The organism is Shewanella sp. NKUCC06_TVS (assembly GCF_019345515.1).
Lineage (GTDB): Bacteria > Pseudomonadota > Gammaproteobacteria > Enterobacterales > Shewanellaceae > Shewanella > Shewanella oncorhynchi.
Map to the genome: position 1 here is coordinate 106,076 of NZ_JAHKQX010000003.1, position 13,715 is coordinate 119,790.

Sequence of the window (13,715 nt, forward strand, 5' to 3'; positions counted from 1 at the left end):
CAAGTTATTAGGCAGTATTAAACGCAATAGCAGCCTAGGTTAATTCTTCACTAAGGTCTCATCTACAGCTTGTAGTGCATTATTATCTTCAGTAGCAACCTCAGCTTGAGCCTTTTCAAGCTTTAATTGCTCGGCCTCCTCTTCCGCTTTTACCTTTGCTAAAGCAGATTCTGCTGCTTTTTCTTGGGCTTCCCGCTCTGCAATCGCTTGCTGCACTTTGGCTTCTTCTAAGGCTTCAATCGGCAACAGGCTAATCAGCTCAATACCATTCGGGAACACAGTATCGTTGCCTGACACTACGACGACCTTACCTTCCTTCGTCAGGTAAACCAGTGATATTGCCGTTTCACCGTAACGTTTACGAAAATGTTCAAAGCTGAAGTTTTCGGTTAAATTCGTTACTTTAAGTTGAGCGCCTTTCGCCATTAAGCTGGCTATCTTGGCATAAGACACTGCATCACCAAACAAACATAAACGTTGCTTATAACTTTCAGAGAGCTGGTGGCGCGCACTGCCAACTTCGGTATTATTAAGACCAAAAACTTTTTTAGCACCAAAAAAGTCTTGGAAATGAAAGCTCACTAACGGGTTTAACTGTCGGTAAGGTGAAATAATCAATACGCGGCCAATTCCAGTTAAATCCATATAAGTTTCAGCATGTTCCGAAACAGGATTACCAAAATACACTGGAATATTATCCATACGCGCGAGCCTAATGTTGTCCCAGTTATTATCAGCCAGTAGCACTTTGACATCTTTGGCTTTTAAAATTTTCGCTAACTCTCTGGAAAATTTAGAGGCACCAAAGATCAATAAACCTTGGGCAGAATCGGCTTTAACCCCAAGAAATCGTGCCCAACGTCCCGCCGTTAAACTTTGGACCACCACAGTGCCGATAATAATTAAGAACACTAAGGGCACTATTGCATCTGCGCCCTGCACATTGTTGGCTTCTAACTTGATTGCAAATAAAGAAGATACCGCCGCGGCCACAATACCTCGAGGGGCAATCCAGCATAAAAACCACTTATCCGCTTTCGACAGAGATGTACCTATACCAGAAGCCCAAATACTCAGCGGTCGTGCCAATAACATGGTCACCGCTAAAACACCCAGTCCACCCCAGCCTAAGCCGAGCATGGAGTTAGAATCTAATCGCGCCGCCAGTAAAATAAACAGTGCAGAAATCAACAGAACGGTTAATGTTTCTTTAAATTCAAGGATTTCAGCAATATCCACACCACGCATATTCGCAAGCCAAATGCCCATAACCGTCACAGTCAATAAACCCGATTCTTCTTGTAATAGGTTCGAGCCGACAAAGATACCCAGCATTAAGGTCAAAACGGCGGTATTACGCAGATAGTGTGGCAATAGGTTGTGTCTTAAGATTTGTCCCGTTAGATAACCCGCTACTGCGCCAAGTCCTAATCCGAGGGACAACATAGAGCCTAAGGCATAGAGCACATGCGTCGTTTGATCGCTGGCAACGGTTATGTATTCAAAGACTAACACTGCGAGCAGCGCGCCTATTGGGTCAATCACTATACCTTCCCAACGCAAAATACTCGCCAGCTGGGATTTAGGACGCACACTTCTGAGCATTGGCACGATAACCGTAGGCCCAGTCACTACCACTAGCGCCCCAAAGAGCAATGCAATTTCCCAACTAAAATCCAGTAAATAAAAGGTGGCCGTACTGATACAGGCCCAAGTGATCACGGTACCGATAGTCACAAGATGCGTCACCATACGACCATGATCTTTGATTTCTTTGAAGTTAAGAGTCAAAGCCCCTTCAAATAAAATCACGGCGACCCCGAGGGAAATTATCGGAAAAAGCAAATCACCAAAAATCGCATCAGGATTGAGGAATCCAAGCCCAGGGCCTAAAGTGAGCCCACATAGCAACAAGGGTAAAATCGCTGGTAACCGCAGTTTCCAGCCAAGCCATTGACAAAATAACGATAGCACTCCAATTAGCGCTAGCATGCCAGTAATGTGTTCAACCATATAAATCCTTTAGATAACTGAGCTAAATACTAATGAGCTTAGCTTTAATGACACAGATGACAACAGCATGAACAGTAAGCTGAAATTATCTATTCGATATATCCACTGTTAAATATAACTCTTCCCTCATCACCTATGGAGAAAAAATCAAGAAAACGGAGCAATCTAGCGACATCAAGTAAAATAAGCTGTAGTACAAATCCGAAAACATCAGATTTACCTTAAATAGGGATTTAAACTTAAAATAGAAAAACAAAAAAGCCTTATCTTTCGACAAGGCTTTAATCATTTGATGAAGCGAAGACATTGATCAGCAATACACGCTGGTGACTTTCGATAATACGCTAGCTCAAACTTTTATCGTTATTAGGTGTCAACTATAACGATGAGCTAATGTCTAACAACTAAAATGCGTGTGGCCCTACTCACTTGATAGACACAACCACATTTATACATATTTACCGAATCCAAATAATAACGCAGGGGATAAATCCCCTGCTTAACACCATTAATCCCTACGGCTACCGTAGTAATCGTGCAGTTCGTTTTCCCATTCAACATCTTTCATATTGGGCCAATGGCCTTTGTCAAAACCCGGCGCCGTTTTGAGTCGCTCTAATGATATGTCCATGACAAAACATTTTTGCTCATGATTAAGTGTCAGCATCTTCCAAGGCACTGCAAACAGCTTTTCTCCAAAGCCAAAATAAGTACTGAACGACAGTACCGCATACCCGACGTGGCCCGTTTCCACTTCAAGCATAATTTCTTTGATATCCCCTAAGGTTTCACCAGAATTATTAACAACATTATTGCCGATCAGTGTTTCAGCGCCCATCAGATATGGGCCGGGTCCTTGTGCCAATGATGGAGAAGCGAACTGTGGATTGTTGTAAATACCGTAAACATCGCGATCATGATAATTCATTTTGTTGACCTCTTTATTAGCGCAGCCCATAAAACTGGACAACGGAATAAGTGAAATACCAAACGTTGGTTTCGAATTGAACATGTCCGTCATTGGACATAAGTTAGAGTATGCATCTCTACAATCACTCGCTCTGTTCGGCATACCGCTTATCAGTTAATGCGAATATAAACACATCGACTCGTCAGATCCCTGTAAGTGCGCCACCGTACCGACATCCCATTTGTTACGGCACAGACTCATGTTACCCAGTGCAAAATTGCCCCGGTATTAGGAAGATTAGCCATGTCTATTGCGACTATTTTATTGATTATTTTAATTTTGTTATTTCTCGGCATGCTCCCCACTTGGCCCCATAGCCGAAACTGGGGTTATCGTCCTGGTGGACTTATAGGCATAGTGCTACTGGTGCTGATTATATTGCTGTTAACGGGACGCGTTAGCTAATGCCCCCATTTTTACTCTTTATCAAAAAGGATAATCTGATGAGAACAATTAAAATGTTAAGTATCTTCCTGCTGGCTCTAGGCTTAGTCGCCGTGGCCAGTTGCAGTTCTGCATACAACAAAGAAGGTACTGGCGAGTATTTAGACGACAGTGTGGTCACCACCAAAGTAAAAGCTGCCATTTTAGGTGATAAAAACTTAAGTGTGGCCGAGATTAATGTTGAAACCTTTAAAGGCGTGGTCCAGCTCAGCGGGTTTGTTAAATCGCGTGAAGATATCAATACTGCGGTAAAACTAACAAGCAAAGTCCCCGGCGTAATTTCAGTCAAAAACGATATGCAACTAAAATCTGGCGCACCTTCACCGCAACTAAAAAACTAGTCATTTAATCTCCATCATTCCGCAGCCCCGTTCTGATGCTGCGGCCCTTCTTTTTGCAGCAGATTTTCTGGTGCCAAGTCAATGCCACCACAGGTTGAACCGCTATGCCCACTCAACACCAAGACACATTAGCCCCACAAATTCAGAACCGATTAATCCGTCATCTGCCAGTGGTGGAACAAGCGGATTTATTATCGCAAGCTGAGTTAGTCCAACTTAACTTTGCCGACTTACTGTGCAAGCCAGGCGAGTCATATCAATATGTCTATTTTCCCTTAACGGCTTTTATTTCTTTGATTGCTAAACTCCCCAAACATCCGGCATTGGAAATGGGTTTGATTGGTTACGAAGGTATGCTTGGGGCGACAACCTTGTTGGGCACTCGGCAAGTGCCTTCAGAGGCGATAATCCAAGGTTCTGGTCAAGCTTGGCGGCTCCCCATTGAAACCTTTGAAAACTTACTCGCTCAAAATACCAATCTGAAGCAAATAGTAGAGACTTATCTATACACCTTGTTATGCCAATTATCACAAAATGCAGTCTGTGCCCATTTTCACTCCATTGAGTCTCGGCTAGCACGTTGGTTGCTAATGAGTCACGACCGAATTCAGACTGATGAGTTATATCTAACCCATCAATTTTTAGCCGACATGCTGGGTGTTAGGCGAAGCAGTATTACCGAGGCCGCAGGCAATTTACAGACCCGCGGCAGCATTTCATATAATCGTGGGCGATTACATATTCTTGATCGGCAAGCTCTACTTGCCCGATGCTGTAGCTGCTATCACTCAATGCGCACTTAAGTGCATATTTTCCGCTCAACGATTCAAAAAACCTGCCATTATGTTCGCTACCGTACATAGCATAGGTGTTTCTCGCTGTAACCTGAGTTAGCGACATCACCAAACAAGGACACGCTATCATAATGGACACTCTAGAACTGAAAGCCGTAGCAGAACACGTGCCACTGGAAACTCACTTCCCGCCAGAATCCAATCGGTTGTTAGGTGAATTACCAGAGGAAGTTAAACAACGAATTTTCCCGCATCTGGAGCTAGTTCCATTAGAACTCGGACAAGTGGTCTGTGAAGCCGGCTCGAAACAGCGTTATGTGTATTTTCCGCTGGACTCGATTATTTCGCTGCTGTATGTGATGGAAAATGGATCATCCGCTGAAATTGCCGTCGTTGGCAATGATGGTATGGTCGGCGTTGCACTGTTTATGGGAGGAGAAAGCACCACGAGTCGCGCGGTAGTGCAAAGTGCTGGCGTTGCCTATCGGTTATTTGGTCAGCGACTTAAAGACGAATTTAACCGTCATGGCGCCCTGCTCCATCTATTACTGCGTTACAGTCAGGTACTGCTGACCCAAATGGCTCAGACCGCGGTTTGCAATCGCCACCATAGTATTGAACAGCAACTGTGTCGTTGGTTGCTGCTTTCGATAGATAGGTTGCCCGATGATCGCGTGCTGATGACACAAGAATTGATTGCCAATATGCTCGGCGTACGCCGTGAAGGTGTCACCGATGCGGCAGGCAAACTGCAACGCATGGGAATTATCAACTACAGCCGAGGGAATATTGAAGTGGTCGATCGCGAGTTACTAGAACAAACCTGTTGTGAATGTTACACGGTCGTTAGACAGGAATCAGAACGGCTGATGCCCCCTCAACAAGCGCAGCAAACATAAACGTACAGTGAATATAAGAATACAGTAACAATAGGCAGTGCGTTAAAAAGGAAGTGTTTAAAAACAACCGATACTTTAGTTACATCAGCCAGAAAAACTCACATTTCAATTCTTGTATCCTAGGTACTTCAAATAAAAATACACATAGCGGATGGCTAGACCACTCGTACAACAGCCATTCTATCGTTATCCCATATGCCACTTCAGTACTAAACCCACACTGGTACTGCAAACCATAAACAAGAACAGGCAGTCATCAACCCGACACGCCAACATGGCGCAAACTGATGCTGCCTAATATCCACATATTACCTTTGTAATCAAAGCATTATGTTTACTCATTTTTTGGCCCACCCAGCAAACAAAAAACGTGCCGCGTGGCCAATATTGCCACCACGGATCCCATGCGCGCTAACGCACAGACGTTTAATAGTTAACAGGTCATGCTGAATGTACGGTTCATGCACTCTTGCACTACACCGGGTTACTTGAGGTTTATATGAAAAAATTCACAGAACAATATAAATCCGTCGATAACGATGCACAGAATTCCAACACCAACAAAGCCAATCCTCCCGTCGTAGCCCGCAACCGTCAGATGGTCAAAACTGCAGTTGCGGATAAAGCTAAACAAGACGTGGATACCAGTAAAAGCACACACAATAAGCGAGGTTGAAGAACTTAAATCAAACGACAAGGAAGAAAACTGGACTGAAAAAGAGCCAAATCATCACTCGTTAGACTAGGACGTGACGAACAAACAGGGAAAAGTTTCATTGATTAAGTGCAAAAACTAAACCTTGCAGTAACACACTGCGTTTAGCTCAAGCCGATGCAATCCTTACTGTGTCGGCCCTCTTTAACTCAGAGGAGTAGATCATGAATTTCCGTGGCGTCAAATTACTCACTCATACCAACTGGCTCAAAAATGAGGCTATTCACCAGCATATTTAACTGTGCATGGTGGAATAACAAACCTAAAGACCACACTCTGAACACTGTTTCCGAGAAAGGAATTTCAAATGAACATCAATAAAAATCAACAACCACAGCAATATTCAATCGGTCTGCAGCGAGCCAAACACTTCTTATTAGCAGGTTGTATTGCAACAGCGCTCGTGGGCTGCAGTTCAACGCCATTGACTAAGACCGCAGAAATGGAACGAGCTGAACACACCATTGCCCGCGCTGAGCAAGCAAGAGTCGGCCAATATGCCTCAAATGAACTGGCACAGGCCAGACTTAAACTTCAATCTGCAAGCAGCGCATTACTCAATATGGACACTGTCAGCGCCGATCGTTACGCCATAGAGGCGAGCCTTGAGGCCGAACTGGCACAAGCTCGCGCTGAGCTGGCACAAGCCAATAGCGTCAATAATGAAATGAAAAACAATATCAGCATACTGCAGCAAGAAATGTTGCGCCGTTCAGGAGGAATTCAGTAATGAAAAAACCTATCGTTTCATCGGGTCTGCCTTTACGTTTTAGCCGCCATCTACTGGCATATAGCCTAATCCTAAGCACAGTAGCAGCTTGTAGCAGTACGCCTAAAATAGCTGAAGGCATCGGTGATATCCGTACAGAACTTAATAAACTGCAAGCGAATAATGAACTGGCAATTTTAGCCCCTGCTGCCATTAAACAAGCTGAAGAAGCCGTTCGCGCTGCTGAACAACCGGTAAAAGATGAGCAACAATCACAGCACCTAGTGTTTGTTGCTGATAAGAAAGTCAATATTGCCTTAGCTCAAGCGCAGAGCCGCTTTGCCGAGGATCAACACAAAGTCCTCGCTAAAAAACGCGATGACGCCAGATTGGATGCTCGAACCACAGAGGCCAATCAAGCCCATCAAGATGCGCGCCTAGCCCGTGCTGATGCTGCAGATGCGCGTCAGGAAACGACCGAACTGCAAGCCCAGCTCACATTGCTGAATGCCCGTCAGTCAGAACGTGGTTGGGTCGTAACCTTAGGTGATGTCTTATTTGACACTGCCAAAGCGAATCTTAAGTCATCGACCAGTCAACATCTAACCAACCTAGCGAACTTTCTGAACAAGTATCCCGCGCGTGGTGCCATGATTGAAGGGTATACTGATAGCGTAGGCAGTGAACAATACAATCTGGGTTTATCGCAGCAAAGAGCTGATAGTGTTAGCCATTTTCTACAGGGAAAAGGGATCAAATCCAATCGGCTCAGTAGCCTAGGTAAAGGTGAAAGCTCACCTGTTGCCAACAATGAGTCCGCCAGTGGCCGCCAGCAAAACCGTCGGGTTGAAGTCATCCTCACCGACACCCCACAGGCTCCACAGTAGCTATCTTAATCCTATTAAGATTTCAGCGTGATCCTTGAATCGAGTCTCATCGCTAATAAGATGAACGGTGCAGAAATTAAGTAGATCAGTAAAAAGCAAAAAGCCCCATCTTTCGATGGGGCTTTTGCAATTTGGCGGAGCGGACGGGACTCGAACCCGCGACCCCCGGCGTGACAGGCCGGTATTCTAACCAACTGAACTACCGCTCCAAATTCTTCCATATCCAAATATCTAACGAGTATCTAACCCACTAAACACAACGTGACAGGCCGCTGATATTAAAACAGAACGATAATTCAACACACTTATCAAGGCTCTGCTTAAGATGCGAAGAATAATACGGTTGAGCCCTGCAGGCGTCAACCGTTTTTTTACTTCGATTTATCATTTGATTAAAAAAAAACCAAATCAATTGCAGACCTTGATTTATATCCCAAATATCGCTGCAACGTTCCAGTTCAAAGTCATAAATCAAACATATTAAGCAACACTTGGCTAACGGTCTTTATCTGCCTCATCTGGCATAGTGAGATCGATTTCATCTAATGAAGGCGCTGCGGGTGGATTTGCAGATGCTTCATTCAATAAACGTAACTCCGCGGCAGCTAAGGCCTGCGCCAAACTTTGGCGCTTACGCCACACAATTAATCCCACCACGCCTAAGACTAATAAGATAGCGTTGACTGTAATGATCCAGAACATTGCATCTTTCTTCGCCAGCTCTTCTTCCTCTGCCGCTTTTTGTGCAGCAACAGCAGCCAACTCTTCGGTGCTCGGTGGTGGTTCTGGTGGTTGAATTAAGTTAAAGAAAAGCTCAGGTAAATCCAGCACGATTTCACGACCAGTGACAGTCGTCGTCGCCACAAAACCTTTAATTCGATAACTACCAAACTCTGTCACTGTAGGTAAATCTAATTCAGAGTCAGGCTCAGTGAGACCATTAACAACCAAAGGCAGTTGCAAGCCAGCAGGGCCGACTAACTCAAAGGAAAAATGCGTCTCAGCCAGCTGCAACACTGTCTTATCCACGTGTAACATGACTTTCCATTGCCCTGTTAGCGGATCGTCAGGGGTAATAACTTCTAGATTAATTGGCCGAGGTGACAATTTAAACGGGAATGAAACCTGCCGTTCAAACACATTATTACGTGCCTGCACGACAAACTCATAATCACCCCAAGGCTGCTTTATATTGATATTGCTAGTAAATACACCATCGTCGGGTTTTTCATCGTAATCTTCACCATTGTCTTTATAGGAACCAACAATAATGTCACCCGCGGCAAAGTTTTCATCGCCCGCCTTATGTTTACTCACAAAATGTGCCGTCCATTCGACTAAATAATCTAACCCAGGCATACGCACACGCTGCTCGTCACCCATTAACTGCGCGACAATTTTAACTTGTTCACCTTGGAAGATTGGCTGTGGTAAAGGCTGGACTTCGATTTCGAGTTTTGAGAGCTTCTTAAGGGTTGAACCTGAGACAACCTTGCCCACCAACTGCCAAGGTCCGGGCTGTGGTGACTCAATGTAAATAATATCGCCCGTTATACCATCAACCCACTTAACGGTTGCGGGATGACGATTGGCGTACCATTTACTGCCATCGGGTAACACTATGACCACAGGCGCAGAGCCATATTCACGCTCCACTAATAAGGTCATGTTATCGACCATATGATCAATACGAAAACGGTTTTTAAGCTCGGAAGCCGTCTCCAATCCTACAATCGGCGTAGCCTTAGGTGGCTTGACGACTTTTTGGGCTGGATCTAGGTCAGCGGCCAATACACTCGCCACACTTAATAACAGCGTAGTGACAAGCAGGCAAAAAGCTAAAATGGGTTTATGGCGCGACATCGGCATAGTAATTCTTCTATCCTCTCCAGAGGCATTTACCTGATTTTGCGACTAAATCAAGGCGTTGTTCATGCATTGTCAGTTCATCGGCCGATGCGCCAATCACTTTAAGATTAAGTGATTGCGGATCAAAACGTTGAATCCCCCCCGCTTCCTGCCCCGCTTCTTCATTAGACAAATTAAACTTTGTCTGTCCGCCAGTCATGATCAGATAAACATCTGCGAGGATCTCGGCATCGAGTAATGCGCCGTGGTACTCGCGGCGAGAGGTATCGACGCCGTAACGCTTACAGAGCGCGTCGAGATTGTTTTTCTGGCCGGGATGTAAAAACTTAGCAATCTCTAAGGTATCGAGGATCTCACACATATCAGCGGTTTTCGGACCACGCGGCTGCAGCAGTGAAAACTCATGATCCATGAAGTTCACGTCGAAGTTCGCGTTATGTGCGACGATTTCAGCGCCGTCGATAAAGTTGATAAACTCTTGAGCAATTTGATGGAAACGCGGCTCTTTAGCCACGCGCTCATCGGTAATACCGTGAACAGCGATAGCTTCGGGATCAATTGCTTGACCTGGATTGATATATTGATGGTAATAACGCCCCGTCAAACGACGGTTTACCACTTCCACACAACCAATCTCGATGATCCTATGACCTAAATAGATGGCGCCGCTGCCCTGGTTCATACCTGTGGTTTCGGTATCTAAAATAACCTGACGGCTAGCATTAGAGATAATATTCATGTTTTTATGCGCTTCTTATGACAATTTTTAGTTATACTCGGCCGAAATTCCCGGCTATGGTAACAATTTGATGACTGAACTAAAACTGATCCACATCTTCACCGACGGCTCTTGCTTAGGCAATCCCGGTCCTGGCGGCTATGGCATTGTAATGAATTATAAAGGCCATACAAAGGAGATGTCCGACGGTTTTGCGCTCACGACCAATAATCGCATGGAATTGTTAGCCCCAATCATAGCGTTAGAAAGCTTGAAAGAGCCTTGCCAAGTCGTGCTCACCAGCGATAGCCAATATATGCGCCAAGGCATAATGACATGGATACATGGCTGGAAGAAAAAAGGTTGGATGACATCAAACCGTACTCCAGTCAAAAACGTTGACCTATGGAAACGATTAGATAAAGCCTCACAGATGCACACTATCGACTGGCAATGGGTTAAAGGTCATGCAGGCCACGCCGAAAACGAACGTTGCGATGTGTTAGCTCGCACCGCGGCAGAATCTAAACCAACCCAACCCGATTTAGGTTATCAGCCATAACCCAGTGCTACTCAGTGTAAACTCGCTAAATTCGAAAAAGTAAGTTCGATGCCATCACGCCTAAGTTAAGCACTTGGGCGTGATGGCTTATTTCACTACTCATCTCAGTGTCAGTCCACCGTCAACATTTATGCTCACTATTTATGAGCCATTGCTATCAAACGGTTTATTTCAGTTCCACACCTGCAATATTGAAAAAATTCTCACAAAACAGCACAAAAGCTTGACCTAGGGATGTCGCCTGACGGCTCTTATGGGTGATGCGATAAAACTGCCGCTCGAGTACGAGTCCCTCAATCGTGACTAACGCCAACTCTTTACGACTGATTTCTTTCTCCAGCGCCAACTCAGATAACACCCCAAGCCCAGCACCTTGTTTCACGGCCAATTTAATCGCATCCGGCGTAGTAAAGCAGAATTTAGCCTCTGGCTGCATATCCAACTCATTGGCGGCATTTACAAAATATTCGCGAGTGCCCGATCCTTCCTCACGTAGCACCCAAGACAGGCCTTTAACAGCTGCAGGTTTAACCACTTTCCCCGCCAGAGGATGCGCCGGATGACAAAACACCAGCAGCCTATCCTTATGCCATGCCTCGACACTCAAACGATTGTCAGTGCAATGGCCTTCAATAAAACCCATTTCAGAGCGGAACTGAGCTACCGCTTGGATCACATCTTGAGTATTTGTGATCGCCACATCCACATGGGTTTGAGTGTGCTGCTGACAAAATGCCACTGCGGCTTTCGCCATCAGATAGTTACCTATGGTCGAACTGGCACTGATACTTAAGCGCCCAACCAAATCGCCACCATGGTAGGTAAATGCCTGCTCAATTTGCTCAACACGGTGCAATAAATCCGTCGCCAGTGGCAACAGTAAATTGCCCTGCGAGTTCAGCTGTAATCGATTACCAATGCGCTCGAATAGGCGGGCATTGAGCTGTTTTTCTAACTCAGCCAAAGCCATAGAAGTGGCAGGTGGTGATAAATTAACCTGCTCCGCCGCCTTTGCGACTTGGCCGCTACGTGCCACAGCTTCAAATACCGCCAATTGTCTTAAGGTGATCCGCATATTAAAACCTGTACTTAAAAAGGAAATGGCTTATCAGTTTTCCGAATGCTCTGATAAATGCCCTGAACGTCCCGCGGTCGGCGCCGTGGTCCAATTCGTTTGCCGCACCTTACGTTTATCGCGAATAGGCGTGAGTGGCGACTCGAGTTTACGCGCCACAATCAAATACAAACTGCCCGCGCTAGGAAGCCATGACGCTAAACTCTGTTGAAAAAATTTACCTTGGGTGAAATCACCCATTAAGGGGTGATAGACCAAACGCTCATCGCCCACCACTTGATAACCTAATAAACCTAACCAATCTCGCACCCTTGATGGCATAAAAAAGCGGCCATTCCATGGGAGACAATCCTGATACTTAGGCCATAACTTACCCAAAAATACTGGACTCAAGGGATTAAAACCGACGATAAAAAGATAGCCTCCGGCGATGAGTACCCGATCGGTTTCACGAAGAATACGGTAAGGATCGGGTTCAAATTCGAGCAATAGACTCATCACCACCGCATCTATCGCCGCATTCTGCAGGGGTAAATGACAAAAATCGCCTTCAATCGAGGCGCCTTTGGATGGCGAGAGTGAAAAATGATGGGCGACTGGCGATGCCATGCTCGACAATTCGGCACTCAAAGGCCCTAACTTTAATAAATGATAACCAAAGACTCTTGGCCACCAATCTTCAAGTTGTTTAGCAACAGCTTGTTGCAACGCCTCACCATTGGGTAAGTCGCTCCATTGTTCGGGTTTGAGCTCAGTACTAAAATGCGACACAGAGTTCCTCCGTTAGTTGGGTAGACAAGTATCCAATTGGGTCAAAGATTGCTGCCATTTTGCCACAGGACAAAAGCGGCAAAGGTCGCCAAGGGCCGTTCACTCATGGATAATACCTTTATCTTCGAATTGAAATACAGACATAGGCGGTTCTATGCTCACTATAACAGCGATCAAAGCCTTTAATGACAATTATATCTGGGTGTTACAACAACAACCGCATACACAGGTTTATGTCGTCGATCCCGGCGATGCGAGTGTGGTTATTGACTATCTAGAGGTCAATCAACTCACGCTAGCGGGCATTTTACTGACCCACCACCACAATGACCATACGGGTGGCGTCGCTGAACTTCAAGCCTACAGTCAAGACCGACTCACAGTTTATGGCCCAGATAATGAGAAGATCGAAGGCATCACACATCCACTGCACGCAAAAGCCAAGCCCAGATTCACACTGGAGTATCTCAGCGCTGAGCTGCAAGTCTTAGATGTACCAGGCCACACAGCAGGACATATAGCCTACGTTGTTGAAGATGCCTTATTTTGCGGTGACACCCTGTTTAGCGGCGGCTGCGGACGCTTATTTGAAGGCACGCCAGCGCAAATGCTCAACTCACTACAGCAACTTGCCCAGCTTCCCGCCGACACTCGGGTTTATTGTGCCCATGAATACACACTTTCAAACCTCAAATTTGCCCTCGCGGTCAATCCCAACAATCGCGAGCTCCAAGACTATAACGAACGCGCGATGCAGTTACGTCGCCAAGACAAAGCGACTGTTCCCTCCACCATCGCTTTAGAGCGTGCCATCAATCCCTTTTTACGCCCTAGCGACACTGAAATTGTCGATAACATAAAACAGCATTTTAGCGGTCTAAATCACGCAAATTTAGACGAACTCAGCGGTTTTACCTTACTCAGACAGTGGAAAGATAATTTTTGATC

15 protein-coding genes and 1 tRNA gene are annotated in these 13,715 nt (G+C 45.5%); 9 read left to right on the plus strand and 7 right to left on the minus strand.

What is annotated here, in order from left to right:
- Positions 1–39 precede the first annotated feature (39 nt).
- Positions 40–2,013 carry a cation:proton antiporter gene (locus KO531_RS04335; protein WP_219250479.1) on the minus strand — a complete coding sequence of 658 codons (1,974 nt, stop codon included), beginning with the start codon at positions 2,011–2,013 and terminating at the stop codon, positions 40–42.
- A 508-nt stretch (positions 2,014–2,521) separates the two neighbouring features.
- The gene (locus KO531_RS04340) at positions 2,522–2,941 is read right to left on the minus strand and encodes a PRC-barrel domain-containing protein (protein WP_028760076.1); all 420 of its coding nucleotides are present in this window, start codon (positions 2,939–2,941) and stop codon (positions 2,522–2,524) included.
- A 291-nt stretch (positions 2,942–3,232) separates the two neighbouring features.
- Here KO531_RS04340 and KO531_RS04345 point away from each other — a divergent pair, with 291 nt between their 5' ends.
- The 7 genes from KO531_RS04345 to KO531_RS04375 all read left to right on the plus strand — a co-directional run bounded on the left by KO531_RS04345 (position 3,233) and on the right by KO531_RS04375 (position 7,772).
- Positions 3,233–3,388 carry a DUF3309 family protein gene (locus tag KO531_RS04345; protein ID WP_197018079.1) on the plus strand — a complete coding sequence of 52 codons (156 nt, stop codon included), beginning with the start codon at positions 3,233–3,235 and terminating at the stop codon, positions 3,386–3,388.
- A gap of 38 nt (positions 3,389–3,426) precedes the next feature.
- Positions 3,427–3,768, plus strand: a complete 342-nt coding sequence (locus KO531_RS04350) for a BON domain-containing protein (protein WP_028760077.1) — start codon at positions 3,427–3,429, stop codon at positions 3,766–3,768.
- 104 nt (positions 3,769–3,872) lie between these two features.
- Entirely contained in the window at positions 3,873–4,571 is a 699-nt protein-coding gene (locus KO531_RS04355) for a Crp/Fnr family transcriptional regulator (protein WP_219250480.1), read from the plus strand.
- Positions 4,572–4,693: 122 nt separating this feature from the next.
- Positions 4,694–5,461, plus strand: coding sequence for a Crp/Fnr family transcriptional regulator (locus KO531_RS04360; protein ID WP_219250481.1), 768 nt, complete (start codon positions 4,694–4,696; stop codon positions 5,459–5,461).
- Positions 5,462–5,960: 499 nt separating this feature from the next.
- On the plus strand, positions 5,961–6,137 hold the full coding sequence (locus KO531_RS04365) for a hypothetical protein (protein ID WP_247651537.1): 177 nt from the start codon (positions 5,961–5,963) through the stop codon (positions 6,135–6,137).
- A 346-nt stretch (positions 6,138–6,483) separates the two neighbouring features.
- Complete coding sequence (locus tag KO531_RS04370; RefSeq protein ID WP_028760080.1) at positions 6,484–6,906, plus strand: DUF4398 domain-containing protein; 423 nt, start codon at positions 6,484–6,486, stop codon at positions 6,904–6,906.
- The gene (locus KO531_RS04375; RefSeq protein ID WP_219250482.1) at positions 6,906–7,772 is read left to right on the plus strand and encodes an OmpA family protein; all 867 of its coding nucleotides are present in this window, start codon (positions 6,906–6,908) and stop codon (positions 7,770–7,772) included. The genes KO531_RS04370 and KO531_RS04375 overlap by 1 nt, the downstream gene beginning before the upstream one ends.
- A 132-nt stretch (positions 7,773–7,904) precedes the next feature.
- On the opposite strand, the gene KO531_RS04380 is transcribed toward KO531_RS04375, so the two are convergent.
- From KO531_RS04380 to dnaQ, 3 genes are all read right to left on the minus strand, one after another.
- Positions 7,905–7,981 (minus strand) — tRNA-Asp (locus tag KO531_RS04380).
- Between the two features lie 286 nt (positions 7,982–8,267).
- Positions 8,268–9,641: a TIGR03503 family protein gene (locus KO531_RS04385; protein ID WP_219250483.1), complete on the minus strand. Its 1,374-nt coding sequence runs from the start codon at positions 9,639–9,641 to the stop codon at positions 8,268–8,270.
- A gap of 10 nt (positions 9,642–9,651) precedes the next feature.
- The gene (gene dnaQ, locus KO531_RS04390) at positions 9,652–10,380 is read right to left on the minus strand and encodes a DNA polymerase III subunit epsilon (protein WP_219250484.1); all 729 of its coding nucleotides are present in this window, start codon (positions 10,378–10,380) and stop codon (positions 9,652–9,654) included.
- 70 nt (positions 10,381–10,450) lie between these two features.
- On the opposite strand from dnaQ, the gene rnhA reads away from it, so the two are divergent.
- On the plus strand, positions 10,451–10,921 hold the full coding sequence (rnhA, locus tag KO531_RS04395; RefSeq protein ID WP_006081489.1) for a ribonuclease HI: 471 nt from the start codon (positions 10,451–10,453) through the stop codon (positions 10,919–10,921).
- A 166-nt stretch (positions 10,922–11,087) separates the two neighbouring features.
- Here rnhA and KO531_RS04400 read toward each other — a convergent pair whose 3' ends face one another.
- Positions 11,088–11,996: a LysR substrate-binding domain-containing protein gene (locus KO531_RS04400; RefSeq protein ID WP_105252337.1), complete on the minus strand. Its 909-nt coding sequence runs from the start codon at positions 11,994–11,996 to the stop codon at positions 11,088–11,090.
- 33 nt (positions 11,997–12,029) lie between these two features.
- Positions 12,030–12,767 carry a class I SAM-dependent methyltransferase gene (locus tag KO531_RS04405; RefSeq protein WP_028760087.1) on the minus strand — a complete coding sequence of 246 codons (738 nt, stop codon included), beginning with the start codon at positions 12,765–12,767 and terminating at the stop codon, positions 12,030–12,032.
- Between the two features lie 154 nt (positions 12,768–12,921).
- Here KO531_RS04405 and gloB point away from each other — a divergent pair, with 154 nt between their 5' ends.
- Positions 12,922–13,713, plus strand: coding sequence for a hydroxyacylglutathione hydrolase (gene gloB, locus KO531_RS04410; RefSeq protein WP_168827799.1), 792 nt, complete (start codon positions 12,922–12,924; stop codon positions 13,711–13,713).
- Positions 13,714–13,715 lie beyond the last annotated feature (2 nt).

Bases quoted from the DNA above. Each gene is read 5' to 3' on its own strand.
- KO531_RS04335 (WP_219250479.1), bottom strand. From the start codon at position 2,013: ATGGTTGAACACATTACTGGCATGCTAGCGCTAATTGGAGTGCTATCG.
- KO531_RS04340 (WP_028760076.1), bottom strand. From the start codon at position 2,941: ATGAATTATCATGATCGCGATGTTTACGGTATTTACAACAATCCACAG.
- KO531_RS04350 (WP_028760077.1), top strand. From the start codon at position 3,427: ATGAGAACAATTAAAATGTTAAGTATCTTCCTGCTGGCTCTAGGCTTA.
- KO531_RS04355 (WP_219250480.1), top strand. From the start codon at position 3,873: ATGCCCACTCAACACCAAGACACATTAGCCCCACAAATTCAGAACCGA.
- KO531_RS04360 (WP_219250481.1), top strand. From the start codon at position 4,694: ATGGACACTCTAGAACTGAAAGCCGTAGCAGAACACGTGCCACTGGAA.
- KO531_RS04365 (WP_247651537.1), top strand. From the start codon at position 5,961: ATGAAAAAATTCACAGAACAATATAAATCCGTCGATAACGATGCACAG.
- KO531_RS04370 (WP_028760080.1), top strand. From the start codon at position 6,484: ATGAACATCAATAAAAATCAACAACCACAGCAATATTCAATCGGTCTG.
- KO531_RS04375 (WP_219250482.1), top strand. From the start codon at position 6,906: ATGAAAAAACCTATCGTTTCATCGGGTCTGCCTTTACGTTTTAGCCGC.
- KO531_RS04385 (WP_219250483.1), bottom strand. From the start codon at position 9,641: ATGCCGATGTCGCGCCATAAACCCATTTTAGCTTTTTGCCTGCTTGTC.
- dnaQ (WP_219250484.1), bottom strand. From the start codon at position 10,380: ATGAATATTATCTCTAATGCTAGCCGTCAGGTTATTTTAGATACCGAA.
- rnhA (WP_006081489.1), top strand. From the start codon at position 10,451: ATGACTGAACTAAAACTGATCCACATCTTCACCGACGGCTCTTGCTTA.
- KO531_RS04400 (WP_105252337.1), bottom strand. From the start codon at position 11,996: ATGCGGATCACCTTAAGACAATTGGCGGTATTTGAAGCTGTGGCACGT.
- gloB (WP_168827799.1), top strand. From the start codon at position 12,922: ATGCTCACTATAACAGCGATCAAAGCCTTTAATGACAATTATATCTGG.